Annotated in this window: 13 protein-coding genes; 7 read left to right on the top strand and 6 right to left on the bottom strand. The window is 49.3% G+C overall.

The annotated features are described in order from the left end of the window. Positions 1-90: 90 nt before the first annotated feature. Positions 91-591, bottom strand: coding sequence for a DUF2780 domain-containing protein (locus tag C942_RS22565; RefSeq protein WP_007470780.1), 501 nt, complete (start codon positions 589-591; stop codon positions 91-93). Positions 592-766: 175 nt separating this feature from the next. Continuing rightward, positions 767-1,387, bottom strand: a complete 621-nt coding sequence (locus C942_RS22560) for an FKBP-type peptidyl-prolyl cis-trans isomerase (protein ID WP_007470777.1) — start codon at positions 1,385-1,387, stop codon at positions 767-769. Between the two features lie 125 nt (positions 1,388-1,512). Between C942_RS22560 and C942_RS22555 the strand changes: the two genes are divergently transcribed. Continuing rightward, positions 1,513-2,184: a LysM-like peptidoglycan-binding domain-containing protein gene (locus C942_RS22555; RefSeq protein WP_007470774.1), complete on the top strand. Its 672-nt coding sequence runs from the start codon at positions 1,513-1,515 to the stop codon at positions 2,182-2,184. Between the two features lie 10 nt (positions 2,185-2,194). Here the strand turns inward: C942_RS22555 and C942_RS22550 are convergent, their stop codons facing one another. The 4 genes from C942_RS22550 to C942_RS22535 form a co-directional block, all read right to left on the bottom strand. Further along, positions 2,195-3,124, bottom strand: coding sequence for a DMT family transporter (locus C942_RS22550; RefSeq protein WP_007470766.1), 930 nt, complete (start codon positions 3,122-3,124; stop codon positions 2,195-2,197). After that, positions 3,117-3,581 (bottom strand): GNAT family N-acetyltransferase, encoded by a 465-nt coding sequence (locus C942_RS22545; RefSeq protein ID WP_007470765.1) that lies wholly within the window; start codon positions 3,579-3,581, stop codon positions 3,117-3,119. Before C942_RS22545 ends, C942_RS22550 begins: the two co-directional genes overlap by 8 nt. Before the next feature lie 89 nt (positions 3,582-3,670). Continuing rightward, positions 3,671-4,237, bottom strand: coding sequence for a Crp/Fnr family transcriptional regulator (locus tag C942_RS22540; RefSeq protein WP_007470764.1), 567 nt, complete (start codon positions 4,235-4,237; stop codon positions 3,671-3,673). Positions 4,238-4,345: 108 nt separating this feature from the next. Then, positions 4,346-6,307, bottom strand: a complete 1,962-nt coding sequence (locus C942_RS22535) for a bifunctional 2',3'-cyclic-nucleotide 2'-phosphodiesterase/3'-nucleotidase (RefSeq protein WP_007470763.1) — start codon at positions 6,305-6,307, stop codon at positions 4,346-4,348. A gap of 410 nt (positions 6,308-6,717) precedes the next feature. Between C942_RS22535 and cysG the strand changes: the two genes are divergently transcribed. Genes cysG through cysQ form a run of 6 tightly spaced genes read left to right on the top strand, consistent with a single transcriptional unit; the run spans position 6,718 to position 13,643 of the window. Next, complete coding sequence (gene cysG / locus C942_RS22530) at positions 6,718-8,127, top strand: siroheme synthase CysG (protein ID WP_007470762.1); 1,410 nt, start codon at positions 6,718-6,720, stop codon at positions 8,125-8,127. Positions 8,128-8,141: 14 nt separating this feature from the next. Then, complete coding sequence (gene cysD / locus C942_RS22525; protein WP_007470760.1) at positions 8,142-9,050, top strand: sulfate adenylyltransferase subunit CysD; 909 nt, start codon at positions 8,142-8,144, stop codon at positions 9,048-9,050. 11 nt (positions 9,051-9,061) lie between these two features. Continuing rightward, positions 9,062-10,492: a sulfate adenylyltransferase subunit CysN gene (gene cysN, locus C942_RS22520; protein WP_007470758.1), complete on the top strand. Its 1,431-nt coding sequence runs from the start codon at positions 9,062-9,064 to the stop codon at positions 10,490-10,492. A 4-nt stretch (positions 10,493-10,496) separates the two neighbouring features. Beyond that, entirely contained in the window at positions 10,497-12,236 is a 1,740-nt protein-coding gene (locus C942_RS22515; protein ID WP_036801562.1) for an SLC13 family permease, read from the top strand. 27 nt (positions 12,237-12,263) lie between these two features. After that, positions 12,264-12,887, top strand: a complete 624-nt coding sequence (cysC, locus tag C942_RS22510) for an adenylyl-sulfate kinase (RefSeq protein ID WP_007470754.1) — start codon at positions 12,264-12,266, stop codon at positions 12,885-12,887. A gap of 12 nt (positions 12,888-12,899) precedes the next feature. After that, on the top strand, positions 12,900-13,643 hold the full coding sequence (cysQ, locus tag C942_RS22505; RefSeq protein ID WP_036801551.1) for a 3'(2'),5'-bisphosphate nucleotidase CysQ: 744 nt from the start codon (positions 12,900-12,902) through the stop codon (positions 13,641-13,643). Positions 13,644-14,178: the final 535 nt, after the last annotated feature.

Raw genomic sequence — 14,178 nt, 5'->3', positions numbered from 1 at the left:
GCCTTAATTGCTCAGGCTTTTTTTATTCAATAATTTACCTTCTTCTGACAGCATGCTGGAGAATTTCCGCTATGCTTCTGCCGCTGTTTTCTAGCTTACCGGATTCCAGATCGCACCGAGTGAGTCCATCAGCCCGGAGCTGGCGCCCTGATTCCCCAGGAACTGCATGACTACCGGAATAAAATGGCTAACCATGCTGGCATCCATCCCCAGAGCTGAAAATACCTGATTAATGGTATCCATATTGGTCAGCAGGGCGCTCATGCCCGGTGGAATAGCGGCGCTGAGGGCATCGGCTCCCGGGATCATTTTGCTGAGCTCTGTTGCCTGGTCGCCGTTGAGCTGGCTTGATGCCAGTGATAATAGGGCGCCGGCACCGCCAGCTGCCTGTTCTGGCGTGACGCCTAGCTGGTTGCTGAGTGCTTCGGTTAGCGGATTACTTGCCGTTGTCGTGGCTTCGGCTTTTTCGTCATCACCTCCGCCAAATAAATCTGACAGACTGAATGCGGAGCTGGTGGTTGAGAAAATCAGGCAGCTAAGCAGGGCTGCGAAGATAAGTAAGTGATGAGTGATGGTCTGCTGTGGGGTCATTGCATCCTCCTTGGTTAACGTTATAAGCGTAGTGGGGAATGCGGGCTAAGTACCAAATTAAATTGAAAATAATTGACAAGATTGACAAGAAAGGTAGTTGGTTCGCTTGTCTGGTACGATAAAAAAACGGTGCTGGAAAAGCACCGTTTTGTTCATACTGTGTGACTGAGATGTCTTACAGGATGTCTAGTAGTTCAACTTCGAATACTAGCGCTGCGTATGGAGGAATAGCAGCACCTGCGCCACGCTCGCCGTAAGCCAGGTTTTGAGGAATGTAAAGCTTCCACTTAGAGCCAACAGGCATCATTTGCAGAGCTTCAACCCAACCAGCGATAACGCCAGTTACAGGGAATTCAGCTGGCTGACCGCGAGATACAGAGCTGTCGAATACAGTACCGTCTGTTAGCTCACCGTGGTAGTGAACGCGTACTTGCTTGTCTGAAGTAGGGATTTCACCGTTACCTTCAACAAGAACTTCGTACTGAAGACCAGATTCAGTTACTGTAACTTCAGGGCGTAGTGCGTTATCTTTTAGGAATGCTTCGCCTTCAGCTGCTGCAAGCTTAGCCTGCTCTTTACGAGCTTCTTCTGCGCGAACGTGGATTTCACGTAGTGCATTGTTGATTTCGTCAACTTCGATTTCTGGCATTTCACCAGTTAGTGAAGTTGCAATGCCTTTAGCAATCGCAGCAACGTTTAGGCCTTCAAGGCCGCTTTGTGCCAGCTGCTGGCCCATTTGCAGGCCGATGCCGTAGCTTGCTTTAGTTTCAACTGTATCTAGTTTAACGTCAGACATGATGTCATCTCTTTAATTTAGAGTGAATTTAAGTGGGCAGGATAACAGTTTAGACCCTTATGGGTAAACTTTTGTGACAAGATGTCGTTTGATAGCGTGAGCAAGAATGCTCTGGAGTGTTGTATATGGGACAGGCCAAACGCCGTTCAAAGAAAAAAAGTGAATTTAAGCTTCCTGATCTTTCCCTTAACAAGGCGAATCTTGATGTTTATAAAGAAAAACTTCAAGCCAGGCTGGCTCCGTTGAAAGCAAGGTGGCAAGCCTTGCCCAAGCTGCATCGCCGGGCTTTGGCTGTACTGGTGCCTGTTGTCGCTGTTTTGCTGCTGCTTCCTGTTAGTGAAGCTCCAGAACCGGTCAGTAGCGGAGAGCCGCAGCGCCGCGAGATTTCGCTTAACCTCGGTGAAAATGAGCCGACGAAAATTCCAGTTGGTGAGCGTGCTGAGCCGCTATCACCGAAACGCCCGGTTGCCAGAACTGAGCCCGTATCACCGGAGCCTCAGCCAGTATCTCCAGCTTCCCGGGAGTCGGTTGAGTTGCAGTGGCAGCAGTATCAGGTGAAGCAGGGTGAAACTCTTGCCAACATCTTCCGCGATAAATCTCTGCCGCTGTCCGATCTTTACGCAGTAGCTGCGATTGAGGGAAAAGACAAACCGCTAAGTCGGATTAAGGCTGGTCAGTGGCTTCGCTATAAACAAACCGCAGATGGTTCGTTGGATGCGCTGCAGATTGAAAGTCGCAGCGGTGATCCTGTGCTGTTCTTCCGCCGTTCAGATGGCAGTTTTGCCCGAGGCAAATAAAAGCCGATATTTATAATAAGAAAAGGCCGCTTTGCGGCCTTTTTTCGTCTGTCAGTTTGTCAGCCGAAGCCGGAACTGATGTGTTTGGTCGGTGATTTCTGCGCAATTTGCCTAAAGGCATCATTGGCAGGATAATCAGCAGAATACCTATCGTGGTTAACAGATCTGGCACTTCATTAAACCCGATGATCCCGATGATGGTGACGAATACCAGTCCTGAATATTCCACTAATCCCAGCTTACAGGTTTCGGCCTGGCGGTAAGCGACGACACTGCTGCCATGATAGCCGAGGGTAAACACGGCGCTGGCGGCAATTAACATGATTTCATCGACGGTTATCGGTTGCCAGTAAATAACTGCTAGTGCGGCGGCAATTGGCAGAGAGAACACGCCGGTCCAGAACAATGTGGTGATGACTGGTTGCTGAGCTGGTAATTTCCTGACCAGCACGTTGTAAAGGGCTAGAGTCAGGGCACAGCCAAGGGCAGCAACAGCCGCCCAGTGAAAATGTTCCGGACGTAGGACAACAAGGACACCGAAAAAGCCGGTCAGGGTTGCCAGCACTTTGGTTCGCTCCGGCTTTTCTTTTAGCAACCATGCCGATAGTGGCAACATCAATAGTGGTGCGGCATAAAACAGGGCATTGGCTGTCGCCAGTGGCAGCCAAGTCAGGGCGACCATGACCAGTCCGCTCCCTGCCAGCACTAAATGAGCTCGTATTATTGTGATTGACGTGTTGCCGATGGCCCGCTGTGCTAGCGTCAGTTTCAGCCAGAATGGCAGGATGATAACCACGCTCAGTAACTGGCGGATGAACATATACTGAAAGGCACTGATCCCGCCTTCGAGCAGTTTTACGGCGACATCAGACAGTGATGATGACAGGTTGCCCAGCAGCAGGAAAAGGACACCGACGGCGACAGGCGAGAGCTTAGCCACAGACTATCCCTTTGCTCAGCCTCATATCGACATGGGGAATACCGTCTTCCAGGTACTCCTCTGAGATAGCTTCAAAGCCATAACGGGTGTAATAGTGCTGGAGGTGTGACTGGGCACCGATGTCTATGGTGTGATCCGGCCATAATCGCTCAGCATGTTCTAGTCCAAGGCGCAGTAGTTCATGGCCAGCACCGGTTCCCCGTGTGGATTCTGCGGTAAGGACCCGCCCGATACTGACGTTGGTATAGGTGGTGCCCGGTGGCAGCAGTCTCAGGTAGGCCACAAGCTGATCATTGTTGTAGCCCAGCAGGTGATGAGTGCCAGCCCGGCGGTCATTATCGTCCAGCTCAGGGTAAGGGCAGTTTTGTTCAACAACAAAGACATCAACCCTGAGTTTCATCAAATCATAGAGCTGGTGGGTCGTCAGTTCTTCAAAAGGCAGGCATTGCCACTGCATTGTATTCTCCTTGGCTGAAACAGTTATTGAACGCAGATTAACTGTCGTCATTTTCCCTGACATTAACCATTGTTAATTTCCCCGGATAATTACTCTTCTTCCAGACGTTTTTTGATCCGGCTGAGGCTGATAGGCGTGATCCCTAAATAAGAGGCTATCTGGTAATCCGCTATTCGGGTTTTAAGTTCTGGAAAGTTGGCAGTGAACAGTTGGTAGCGTTCTTCCGGTGAGTGCATCAGCATGAACCTTTCTTTTTGCTCTTTAAAGATTAACTGGCGCTCCATCAGGCGGACGTAAAGTGGATTGCCTTCTTCCCGCCATTGCTTCAGCAGGTTAAACGGCAGAGCCAGCAGGCGGCTGGCGGAAAGGGTTTCCAGCAGGTAAGGCGAAGCCTGTTCGCTGATCAGGCTTTCAAAGCCGATAATAACATCCTGATCCCAGTAGAATTCCTTACTGAACTGTTTTCCCTCGGCTGTGAGGTAGCAGGCGTGGCAAAGTCCTTCTAGCAGAAAGTAGCAGTAAGCCGGAGGCTCTCCCTGATTAAGCAGAACGTGGCGGGTCGGGAGTTCCATCAGTTCGGCCTGGGATACGGCCTGCTCAACGGTTTCTGTTGATGCGCCCAGCTGGCTGAGAAATTGGTGCAGGGATTCTTTCATCTCGGTGATCATCAATGTTGGGATATTTCGCCATCATAGCAAAAAAATACCGCAGCCAAGGCTGCGGTATTGTGTGGTTATATTGTTAATGTGATGAAAGGTGAGAGGTTACTTTTGCAGGTCGATACGGTAAACCGCAAAGCCAACCTTATCTGTTGCCACTTGTTCCATTGGGTACTGACCTTTGTCTTTAATAAACTTCGCAGCCTTGCTGCCTGGTGAAGTTTCGAAAGTCACATTCAGCTTCTTGTCGCTCTTAAGTGGAGCAAAACGCCAGTTGTTGTCAGCACTTGGTACAACCTGACCTTTTTCTTTACTGATGCGGCTGATGTAATCCGCCACAACGGTACGGTTTTCATCCGGTGATGAGAAGGCAACAAAGGCTTCACCGGTACCGGCAAATTTACCGCTGTAAGCTCGGTAGTTGTTGGTAGCAATGATAAACGGCTGTGCCGGATCAACAGGTTTGCCGTTGAAGGTCAGCTCTTTAACTCGCTCTGCTTTGTCGTTGATTAGCTTACAGTCACCGTCATAACGGGCCGGTTGGGAAACGTCGATTGTGTAGTGAACGCCGTCAATGACATCGAAGTTATAGGTGCGGAAGCCTTCCCAGTTGATCAGGCCCTGTTGTGCTGTGCTGTTCAGATCAATCTGGTTGAACTGACCGGCAGAGCATTCGAGCCATTCTTTCACTTCTTTACCTGTTACTTTCAGTGCAACCAAAGTGTTCGGGTACAGGTAAAGGTCGGCTGCATTACGGAATGTCAGCTGACCGGACTCAACTTCGGTGAAGTTGGCTGGATCGTTACCACGGCCACCGGCTTTGAACGGCGCAGCAGCAGACAGAACCGGAGTGCCGTCCAGATCCGGGTCACCCTGGATAAAGCGCTCGACATAATCTTTCTGAGCCAGGCTGACAATTTGAACTGTCGGATCATCCTGTACCAGTGCTAGGTAGCTGTACATCACGTCACTGGCTTTACCGATAGGCTGGTTAACAAAGTCGCGGGTTGCTTCATGGTCTGTTTTCAGTGCAGCGACCATCTTAGTGTCAGCTTCGACTAAGGCTTCTTTCTTGAATTTGTCGTAGATAGGACGGGCTTCAGTCTGAGCGTCAGCTACAGTCCAGTCGTCACCGGCTTTTTCCAGAACCAAATCGATAACACCCACGTGATCACCCCAGCGACCAGGCATAACAGCTGGCACACCGTTGATGGTGCCTTTTTCTATGTCTGTTTTTGGCAGGTTCGCAAAGGTTTTGCTCGGGAATACTGCGTGGGAGTGGCCGAAAGTGATGGCATCAATACCTTCAACTTCTGTGAGGTAGAATACGGAGTTTTCCGCCAGTACTTTGTACGGATCTGCCGTTACGCCTGAGTGAGGGATTGCGATGATGATATCAGCCCCTTCCGCTTTCATTTGAGGGACAAATTTCTCCGCGGTTTGTTTGATATCTTTTGCTTCTACCTTGCCTTCAAGGTTCTTCTTATCCCAGATCATGATCTGAGGCGGAACAAAACCGATGTAGCCGACTTTGACGTCGTGCTCGACACCATCAGTGTCTTTGAACTTATGGGTTTTGATGATGTAAGGCGTGAACAGGTTTTTGCCGGTTTTCAGATCATAAACGTTGGCATTTACATACGGGAACTTCGCGCCGGCCAGCGAATTATGTAGGAACTCAAGGCCATAGTTAAATTCGTGGTTACCGATATTACCGACTTCATAGTCCAGCTGGTTCATGGCTTTATAAACCGGGTGAACCTCGCCTTTTTTAATCCCCTTCGCGGCCATGTAGTCGCCCATTGGACTGCCCTGGAGTAAGTCACCGTTATCAACCAGGATGCTGTTGATAACTTCTGCCTGAGCTTTTTTTACCAGCGTGGCCGTACGAACCAGACCTGTTTTCAGGGTTGGCTTATCCTTGTAGTAGTCGTAATCCATCACATTGGTATGGATATCGGTTGTTTCCAGGATTCGCAGTTTGATTGTTTCTGCTGTGGCTGGGCCGGCCATAGCCAGCATGCCACCAAGAACTGCAATCGACAGCGGCTTGGCTGATAGTTTCATGGTTATCTCCAGGATATAGAACAGAAAAAAGCGTGCTAAAGGTATCAAAAAAGATGTCGTTGTTTCGTGAGCTATTTACCTTATTGTGTTCGGAATCGCATTTTTTGCGTAAAAAGGTCGATGACATCTCGCTATGCTTATGGTTTCACCGAATTCATCATGCAGAACTAATACAAAAAAGGCATAACATAGGCTGAATTCGCCTGACTGAAATATGAATTAAAGCGGTACTTTCCTGTAATTACTGCTAATTTTAGGTTAATTCTCTTCTCCCTCCTTTTTATCTGTCGGTATTCACCGGAATTATGCCTGTTCCAAACTTTTTGGAATAAAAAATGAAATTATAGAATTTCAGGTAATATCCAAGCCCGACTATAGTGCTTTTAGTTATAGGAGCTGAGGGCGCTGGAATGGATTACTTGCCAATTTTTGCAGACTTGAAACGTCGGCCTTGCCTCGTTGTCGGCGGCGGTGAAGTCGCATGGCGAAAAACCCGTATGCTGTTAAAGGCGGGAGCAGATGTTCGGGTGATTGCGCCTGAGCTAAATGCTGATTTCCGGCGTGCTGTACAGAGCGGAGAAGTGACTCACTTTGCTGATGAATTTTCTCCGTCTGATCTCGATGGTATCTTCCTGGCGATTGCTGCGACCGACCGCAAGGCGGTTAATGCGCTGGTTTATCAGTCGGCTAATCAGCGTCAGGTGATGGTTAATGTCGTTGATGATACCCAGCGTTGCAGTTTCATTGTCCCTTCTGTTGTCGATCGCTCGCCGATCATCGTTGCTATTTCCTCTTCCGGCCGAGCGCCGGTTCTTGCTCGCCTAATACGCGAGAAGCTTGAAGCTACTTTGCCGCAGCACCTCGGACGAATGGCTGAGATTGCCGGACGCTTCCGGGCTCGGCTGGCTAAAACCGTCATGACACTTTCGGGGCGCCGCCATTTCTGGGAGCAGGCTTTTAACGGACGCTTTTCCGATTTGGTTGCAGCCGGACGAGAGCAGGAAGCAGAACACGAATTGCAGTCTTTGTCCCTTAAGAGTGAACCGCAAGGACAGGTGGCCCTGATTGGAGCCGGGCCGGGGGATGCCGGGCTGTTGACTTTGCGGGCGTTGCAGTTGATGCAGCAGGCCGATGTGGTGCTGTACGACTACCTGGTTTCTGATGAGGTGATGGAATTGGTTCGCCGCGATGCTGAACAAGTGTGTGTCGGAAAGAAAGCCGGATTTCATAGTGTGCCGCAGGAAGAAACGAACCGCTTGCTGGTGGAATACGCACGACAGGGTAAGCGAGTAGTTCGCCTTAAAGGCGGTGATCCGTTTGTATTTGGCCGGGGCGGTGAGGAACTGGAAGTGTTATTTGATGCCGGTATCCCTTTTCAAGTGGTACCGGGAATTACTGCTGCGGCCGGAGCCACTGCTTATGCGGGAATCCCGCTGACCCATCGTGATTATGCCCAGACGGCGATGTTCATTACCGGTCATCAGAAACCGGATGGCGACCAGCTTGACTGGTCGACGTTAGCTCGCGGTAAGCAAACTTTGGTGATTTATATGGGGCTGATGAAATCCGGTTATATCGGGCAGCAGTTGATTTCCCATGGTCGGGCTCCCGAGACACCTGTTGCGATCATTGAGCGCGGTACTCAGCAGACACAAAACGTTTTGAAAGGTCAGCTCCATGAGCTGGCTCAGTTAGCTCAACATGCAGCATCTCCGGCCCTGATTGTGGTGGGTGAGGTTGTGAATCTATCAGAAAAATTACATTGGTTCGGAAAGCAGGAGCAGCAGTCACAACACACAGCGGTTGTGAAGCTGGCATAGTTATGGAGAGAGAGATGGATCCCAAGCGTTTAACCCACCTCAAGCAGTTGGAAGCGGAGAGTATTCATATTATCCGTGAAGTGGCTGCCGAGTTTGATAATCCGGTAATGATGTACTCCATCGGCAAAGATTCGTCAGTGATGCTGCATCTGGCCAGAAAGGCATTCTACCCGGGCAAAATTCCGTTCCCGCTGCTCCATGTTGATACCGACTGGAAGTTCCGTGAAATGATTGAGTTTCGCGACCGTACGGCGAAAAAGTATGGCTTTGATTTGCTGGTGCACAAAAACCAGGAAGGGCTGGCGATGGGGATTAACCCGTTCACACATGGCTCATCAAAGCATACCGATATCATGAAAACCCAGTCTCTGAAGCAGGCGCTGAATAAATACGGCTTTGATGCTGCTTTCGGTGGAGCCCGCCGTGATGAAGAGAAGTCGCGAGCCAAAGAGCGTGTTTATTCTTTCCGTGACAAGAACCATACCTGGGATCCGAAGAACCAGCGCCCGGAGCTGTGGAAAACCTACAACGGCCAGATCAATAAAGGTGAAAGCATTCGCGTGTTTCCGCTTTCTAACTGGACCGAGCTGGACATCTGGCAGTACATCTACCTGGAAGGGATTGAAATCGTTCCGCTTTATTTGTCCGAGGTACGTCCGGTCGTCAATCGTGATGGCATGTTGATCATGGTTGATGACGATCGTATGGAGTTGCAGCCGGGGGAAAAAATCGAGCACAAGAGTGTGCGGTTCCGCACCTTGGGATGTTATCCGCTGACCGGAGCGATTGAATCTCAGGCCGATACGCTGCCCGGCATTATTGAAGAGATGCTGGTGGCAACATCAAGCGAGCGTCAGGGCAGGGCGATAGACCATGATCAATCCGGGTCGATGGAGCTGAAAAAACGCCAGGGTTATTTCTAAGGAGAGGATGAATGAACAGCGCAATTGAACAACAAGTGGCGGAGCTGGGTATTGAAGCCTACCTGGAGCAGCATCAGAACAAATCCCTACTTAGATTTCTGACCTGCGGGTCGGTGGATGATGGCAAAAGTACTTTGATTGGCCGCCTGCTCCATGATTCCCAACAGATTTACGAAGATCAGCTGGCTGCTATCCATTCTGATAGTCAGAAGGTAGGGACTACGGGCGACAAGCCGGATTTGGCACTTTTGGTAGATGGCCTTCAGGCTGAGCGCGAGCAGGGGATCACTATTGATGTCGCTTATCGTTATTTCTCTACCAAAAAACGCAAATTCATCATTGCTGATACTCCTGGCCATGAACAGTACACCCGAAATATGGCAACCGGTGCATCAACCTGTGATGTGGCGGTGATTCTGATTGATGCCCGTAAAGGTGTATTGGATCAGACTCGTCGCCATTCTTACATCGCTAGTCTGCTGGGGATCCGTCACTTTGTGGTGGCCGTCAATAAGATGGACCTAGTCGGTTTCGACCAGTCTCGCTTTGAGGCGATCCGGGATGAGTATTTAGCCTTTGCCGATAAGTTGAATGCTGAGCTGGAGATCCAGTTGGTGCCGTTGTCGGCCCTGGATGGCGACAATGTAGTTGAGCGCAGTCAGCATACGCCTTGGTATGAAGGCGAGCCGTTACTGGACATTCTGGAGTCGGTTGAAATCGGTCAGGAGAAAGGCAGCGGCTTGTTCCGTTTCCCGGTTCAGTATGTCAACCGACCCAATCTGGATTTCCGAGGCTTTGCCGGCACCGTCGCATCCGGCAGTGTCAGCGTTGGAGATGCTGTCAAAGTTCTACCTTCAGGTAAAAGTTCAACCGTAGCACGTATCGTGACTTTTGACGGTGATCTGAAAGAAGCCTTCCCGGGACAAGCGGTGACATTAACCTTGCAGGACGAAATTGATATCAGTCGTGGTGATACGCTGGTGGCGAAAGATGATGAGGTGCCGCTGAGCAGCCGTTTGCTGGCCGATATTGTCTGGATGGCGGAAGCCCCGCTTGAGGCCGGACGTCAGTATGACATTAAAGTTGCCGGTAAGAAGACCATTGGGTCTGTTGAGGTAATTCGTCATCAGGTAGATATCAATAACCTGGAAACCTTCAAAACTGACATTCTGCCGCTTAATGGTATTGGTTTGTGTGAAGTTGTCCTTAATGAGCCGGTAGCCGTGGATGCTTACAAGGATTGCACCGATACCGGAGGTTTCATTCTGATTGATCGCCTGAGCAATGTGACCGTGGGCGCAGGAATGGTTCGCGAAGCACTGACAGGTAAAAAAACGGCTCTTGATGGTAACCACAGTGCGTTTGAAATTGAACTCAATGCGCTGATACGAAAGCACTTCCCGCACTGGGATGCAAAAGACATCAGTAAGTTACTGGGATAAGGCAATGAACTGGGAACAAGGAATAGTTCTTGCCATGTTAATGGTGATTGTGACCTGTCTGCTGACAACGCGGATCAAGCCGGCATATCTGTTTGCCGGGGCGGCGTTTGTCGGTTTTCAGACCGGGATGATTGCGTTGCCGACTCTGGCCGGTAACTTTACCAACTCATCACTGTTAACTCTGGTATTGCTGATCCTTGTTTCCGTTGCCTTGGAGAAAACCCGCCTGATCAGTTGGGTTGGCCGCCAGATTTCACAAGGCGGCCAGTCGACAGTGGTTGCCAAGCTTGGATTGTCGACGGCATTTTTATCTTCTTTTACTAATAATACGGCGGTGGTGGTGTCATTGATTGGGGCGATTAAGCGTAATCAGCGTCATGCCCCGTCCCGCTTGCTGATCCCGCTTTCCTATACCGCAATTCTTGGTGGCACGCTGACTCTGATCGGTACATCAACCAACCTTATCATCAATAGCTTTGTTGAAGATGCCGGATTGCCGGGACTGGATTTCTTTGCCCCGACAACCATTGGTCTGGCTGTTTTGGTGTTCGGCTTGCTGATCCTGATCCCGCTGAGTTATCTATTGCCTGTATATGACGATCATTCCCAGGACGATCTGCCTTACTTTTTGGAAGCAAAAATAGAAGGCGGTTCACCACTGGCTGGTAAAACCGTAGCAGAAAACGGACTGCGCGCCTTGCGCCGACTTTTTTTGGCAGAGGTGATCCGAGACGGCAAGGCATTAGCCCCTGTTTGCCCGGATACCCGTTTGCTGGCCGGAGATACTTTGCTGTTTTGTGGGGATATCGGCAGTGTGGCAACGCTACAAGAAATTAACGGGCTGCATTTATTTGGTCAGCATCATATGAACGGCCAGTCTATGCTGGAGCTGATAGTGAGCCATTCCGCAGGGATCCGCGGTAAGACATTAAAAAGCGCCCGTTTTCGTGAGCGGTTCGATGCGGTTGTGGTTGCCATTCGGCGAGGACACGAGCGCTTGGCTGGTGGTCTTGGCAATATAGAGCTGCATGCCGGCGATACCTTGGTGGTGGTGCCGGGGAAAACTTTCAGGGAGAAGAAACAGCGGCTCAATCGTGAGTTTGTGTTGGTCAATGGTCTGGATTCCAGTGCCCGGCTTGACAGCAGTAAGAGCTTTGCCGTCCTGGCGGGGTTTATGGGCGTTATTGCTGCCGCTTTACTTGATATTTTTCCGATCATCAACGGGCTTGCCGCATACCTGCTGGTACTGTTGGCTACTGGGATCATTTCTTTCGCTGAAATCCGGCGCCGGTTTCCTGTCGACATCATAGTGATTGTTGGTTCAGCTTTGTCACTGGCTCAGTTGATGATATCCAGTGGTCTGTCCGAGCGGATGGGCAATATGCTGATGGCATCGTTTGAAAGCTGGGGGATATATGGTGCTTTGATTGCCATTTACCTTCTTACCCTGGTGTTGACTGAGTTGGTAACAAACAATGCAGCGGCTGCGCTCGCTTTTCCTATTGCCTATAGCCTTGCGCTCAGTTACGGCGCAGATCCTATGCCATTTATCATGGCTATTTTATTTGGAGCCAGTGCGAGCTTTATTTCGCCTTATGGGTATCAGACGAACCTTTTGGTTTATAGCGTCGGGAACTACAAGCTAAGGGATTATCTTCGTGTGGGCTTGCCTGTTTCTGTTGTGTATTCAGTTGTTGTGCTGGTTTTGATCCCGCAACTGTTCCCCTTTTTCCCTTCTATATAAAAGAACACCTTTATTACGGAGCTAATTATGACAGCCGCAGTACAGCCACATAAAGATGAGAATGTAGTCTGGCACCGCCATCATATCGATAAAGATTTTCGTGCCGGACAAAAACAACAGAAGCCCTGTGTTATGTGGTTTACCGGCTTGAGTGGCGCTGGTAAGTCCACAGTGGCGGGAGCGCTGGAGTTTCGTTTGGCGGAACTGGGTTATCACACTTATTTACTCGATGGTGATAATGTCAGGCACGGGCTATGTCGGGATCTGGGGTTTTCAACGGAAGATCGCAGGGAGAATATCCGCCGAATTGGCGAAGTTGCTAAGTTAATGGCTGATGCTGGCCTGATAGTACTGAGCGCTTTTATTTCGCCATATCGTCAGGAGCGGCAGTTGGTCAGAGAGCTATTGCCTGAAGGGGAGTTTCTTGAGGTTTTTGTTGATACTCCCCTGACTGAATGTGAGAAGCGTGATCCGAAAGGCTTGTATAAGAAAGCCCGGGCGGGTGAAATTAAGCAATTCACAGGGATTGATTCTGAATATCAGTCACCTCAAGAACCGGAGATTCACCTATCGGCCGGAGAGGTGTCTGTGACAGAGTTGGTTGACCTGTGTATAGCATCTTTAAAAGAGCGTCAGATTATCCGCGAATAAAAGGAGCTACGGTTGAGTAACTTACTCGAATCAATTTATGACATAGCGCTTGAAGCAGGAGCTGCGATCATGGAGCGCTATCATGGCAACATTCAGGTTGAAGAGAAAGCGGATAGTAGTCCGGTAACCGAGGCTGATCTTGCAGCCAATACCATTATTGTTGAGCAGCTTACTAGGCTTACTCCTGAAATACCTCTTCTGACAGAAGAGTCGGCACATACCCCATGGTCGGAAAGACAGGAATGGAGTACGTTCTGGCTGGTGGATCCGTTAGATGGCACCAAAGAGTTCCTCCGGAAAAATGGAGAGTTCACCGTCAATATCGCCTTAATTGAAAATGGCAAACCGGTCTTGGCGGTTGTTCATGCTCCTGCACTGGAAAAAACATGGCTGGGCGATAGTGATAAAGCTTGGCTTCAGACCAAAGCTGGACGAGAACAAATAAAAGCAAGACTATCTACAGTACCGATAGTCGTTGGAAGTCGTTCTCATCCGAGTCCGGATATGGCGGATTACCTGTCAAACTTGGGTGAGCATAAAATGATAGAGGTCGGTTCATCTCTGAAATTCTGTATGGTTGCAGAAGGGCGGGCTCAGTATTACCCGCGCTTGGGACCGACCATGATGTGGGATACTGCTGCTGGCCAATGTATTGTAGAAAGTGCCGGAGCGAAAGTGCATCAGTTCAACGGTGATGAATTGAATTATCACCGGGAGGATCTTCTGAATCCCCACTTTATCGTGGAAGTGGCATAAAGAGCAGGCAGCTATAGGCTGCCTTTTTTGTCAAATCACCCTATCGGTTATCCGCTTTTTTGTTTTTTGACTACACTTACCTTCTGTGGCGATAAATATGAAGTGCTAATTCATGTGTGTGAATTGCTTTATTTGTTGTCGTTTTTAAGGGGTTTGGTCTGAATTGCCATCGATCAGTTAAAAAATCAAAAAAAACGATTGTCTTATCTTTCCTTCTCCCTATAATGCCGCTCCATCGACAGGTTAACCCAGTACTTAGTAAGCTATTTGTAAGTTGTGGATAACTTGTTGGTTGTAAGGTTGGTAACAAAATATGTTTTAAAAAGGGCTTGACGTGCTTTTTAAAGTAAATAAAATGGCCAGCCTCTTTAGTTGAGAGCTCGAAAGTATTGAAAGTTGATATTTTGCTCAGCTGAAGCTAGGTCAGAAGCGGTTTTGAGAGTTTCAAAAAAACTTCTTGACTTGAAAGAAAAGGGGCGTAACATACGCAGCCCTGACCAACACTGAGTTGTTGAGTCAACGTTCTTTAACAATT

It is taken from the genome of Photobacterium marinum, from assembly GCF_000331515.1.
GTDB classification, from domain to species: Bacteria; Pseudomonadota; Gammaproteobacteria; order Enterobacterales; family Vibrionaceae; genus Photobacterium; species Photobacterium marinum.
This window is presented reverse-complemented; position numbering and strand designations above follow the sequence as displayed.

Excerpts from the sequence above, each read along its gene's own strand:
- C942_RS22565 (WP_007470780.1), bottom strand. The coding sequence starts at position 591 with ATGACCCCACAGCAGACCATCACTCATCACTTACTTATCTTCGCAGCC.
- C942_RS22560 (WP_007470777.1), bottom strand. The coding sequence starts at position 1,387 with ATGTCTGACGTTAAACTAGATACAGTTGAAACTAAAGCAAGCTACGGC.
- C942_RS22555 (WP_007470774.1), top strand. The coding sequence starts at position 1,513 with ATGGGACAGGCCAAACGCCGTTCAAAGAAAAAAAGTGAATTTAAGCTT.
- C942_RS22545 (WP_007470765.1), bottom strand. The coding sequence starts at position 3,581 with ATGCAGTGGCAATGCCTGCCTTTTGAAGAACTGACGACCCACCAGCTC.
- C942_RS22540 (WP_007470764.1), bottom strand. The coding sequence starts at position 4,237 with ATGAAAGAATCCCTGCACCAATTTCTCAGCCAGCTGGGCGCATCAACA.
- C942_RS22535 (WP_007470763.1), bottom strand. The coding sequence starts at position 6,307 with ATGAAACTATCAGCCAAGCCGCTGTCGATTGCAGTTCTTGGTGGCATG.
- cysG (WP_007470762.1), top strand. The coding sequence starts at position 6,718 with ATGGATTACTTGCCAATTTTTGCAGACTTGAAACGTCGGCCTTGCCTC.
- cysD (WP_007470760.1), top strand. The coding sequence starts at position 8,142 with ATGGATCCCAAGCGTTTAACCCACCTCAAGCAGTTGGAAGCGGAGAGT.
- cysN (WP_007470758.1), top strand. The coding sequence starts at position 9,062 with ATGAACAGCGCAATTGAACAACAAGTGGCGGAGCTGGGTATTGAAGCC.
- C942_RS22515 (WP_036801562.1), top strand. The coding sequence starts at position 10,497 with ATGAACTGGGAACAAGGAATAGTTCTTGCCATGTTAATGGTGATTGTG.
- cysC (WP_007470754.1), top strand. The coding sequence starts at position 12,264 with ATGACAGCCGCAGTACAGCCACATAAAGATGAGAATGTAGTCTGGCAC.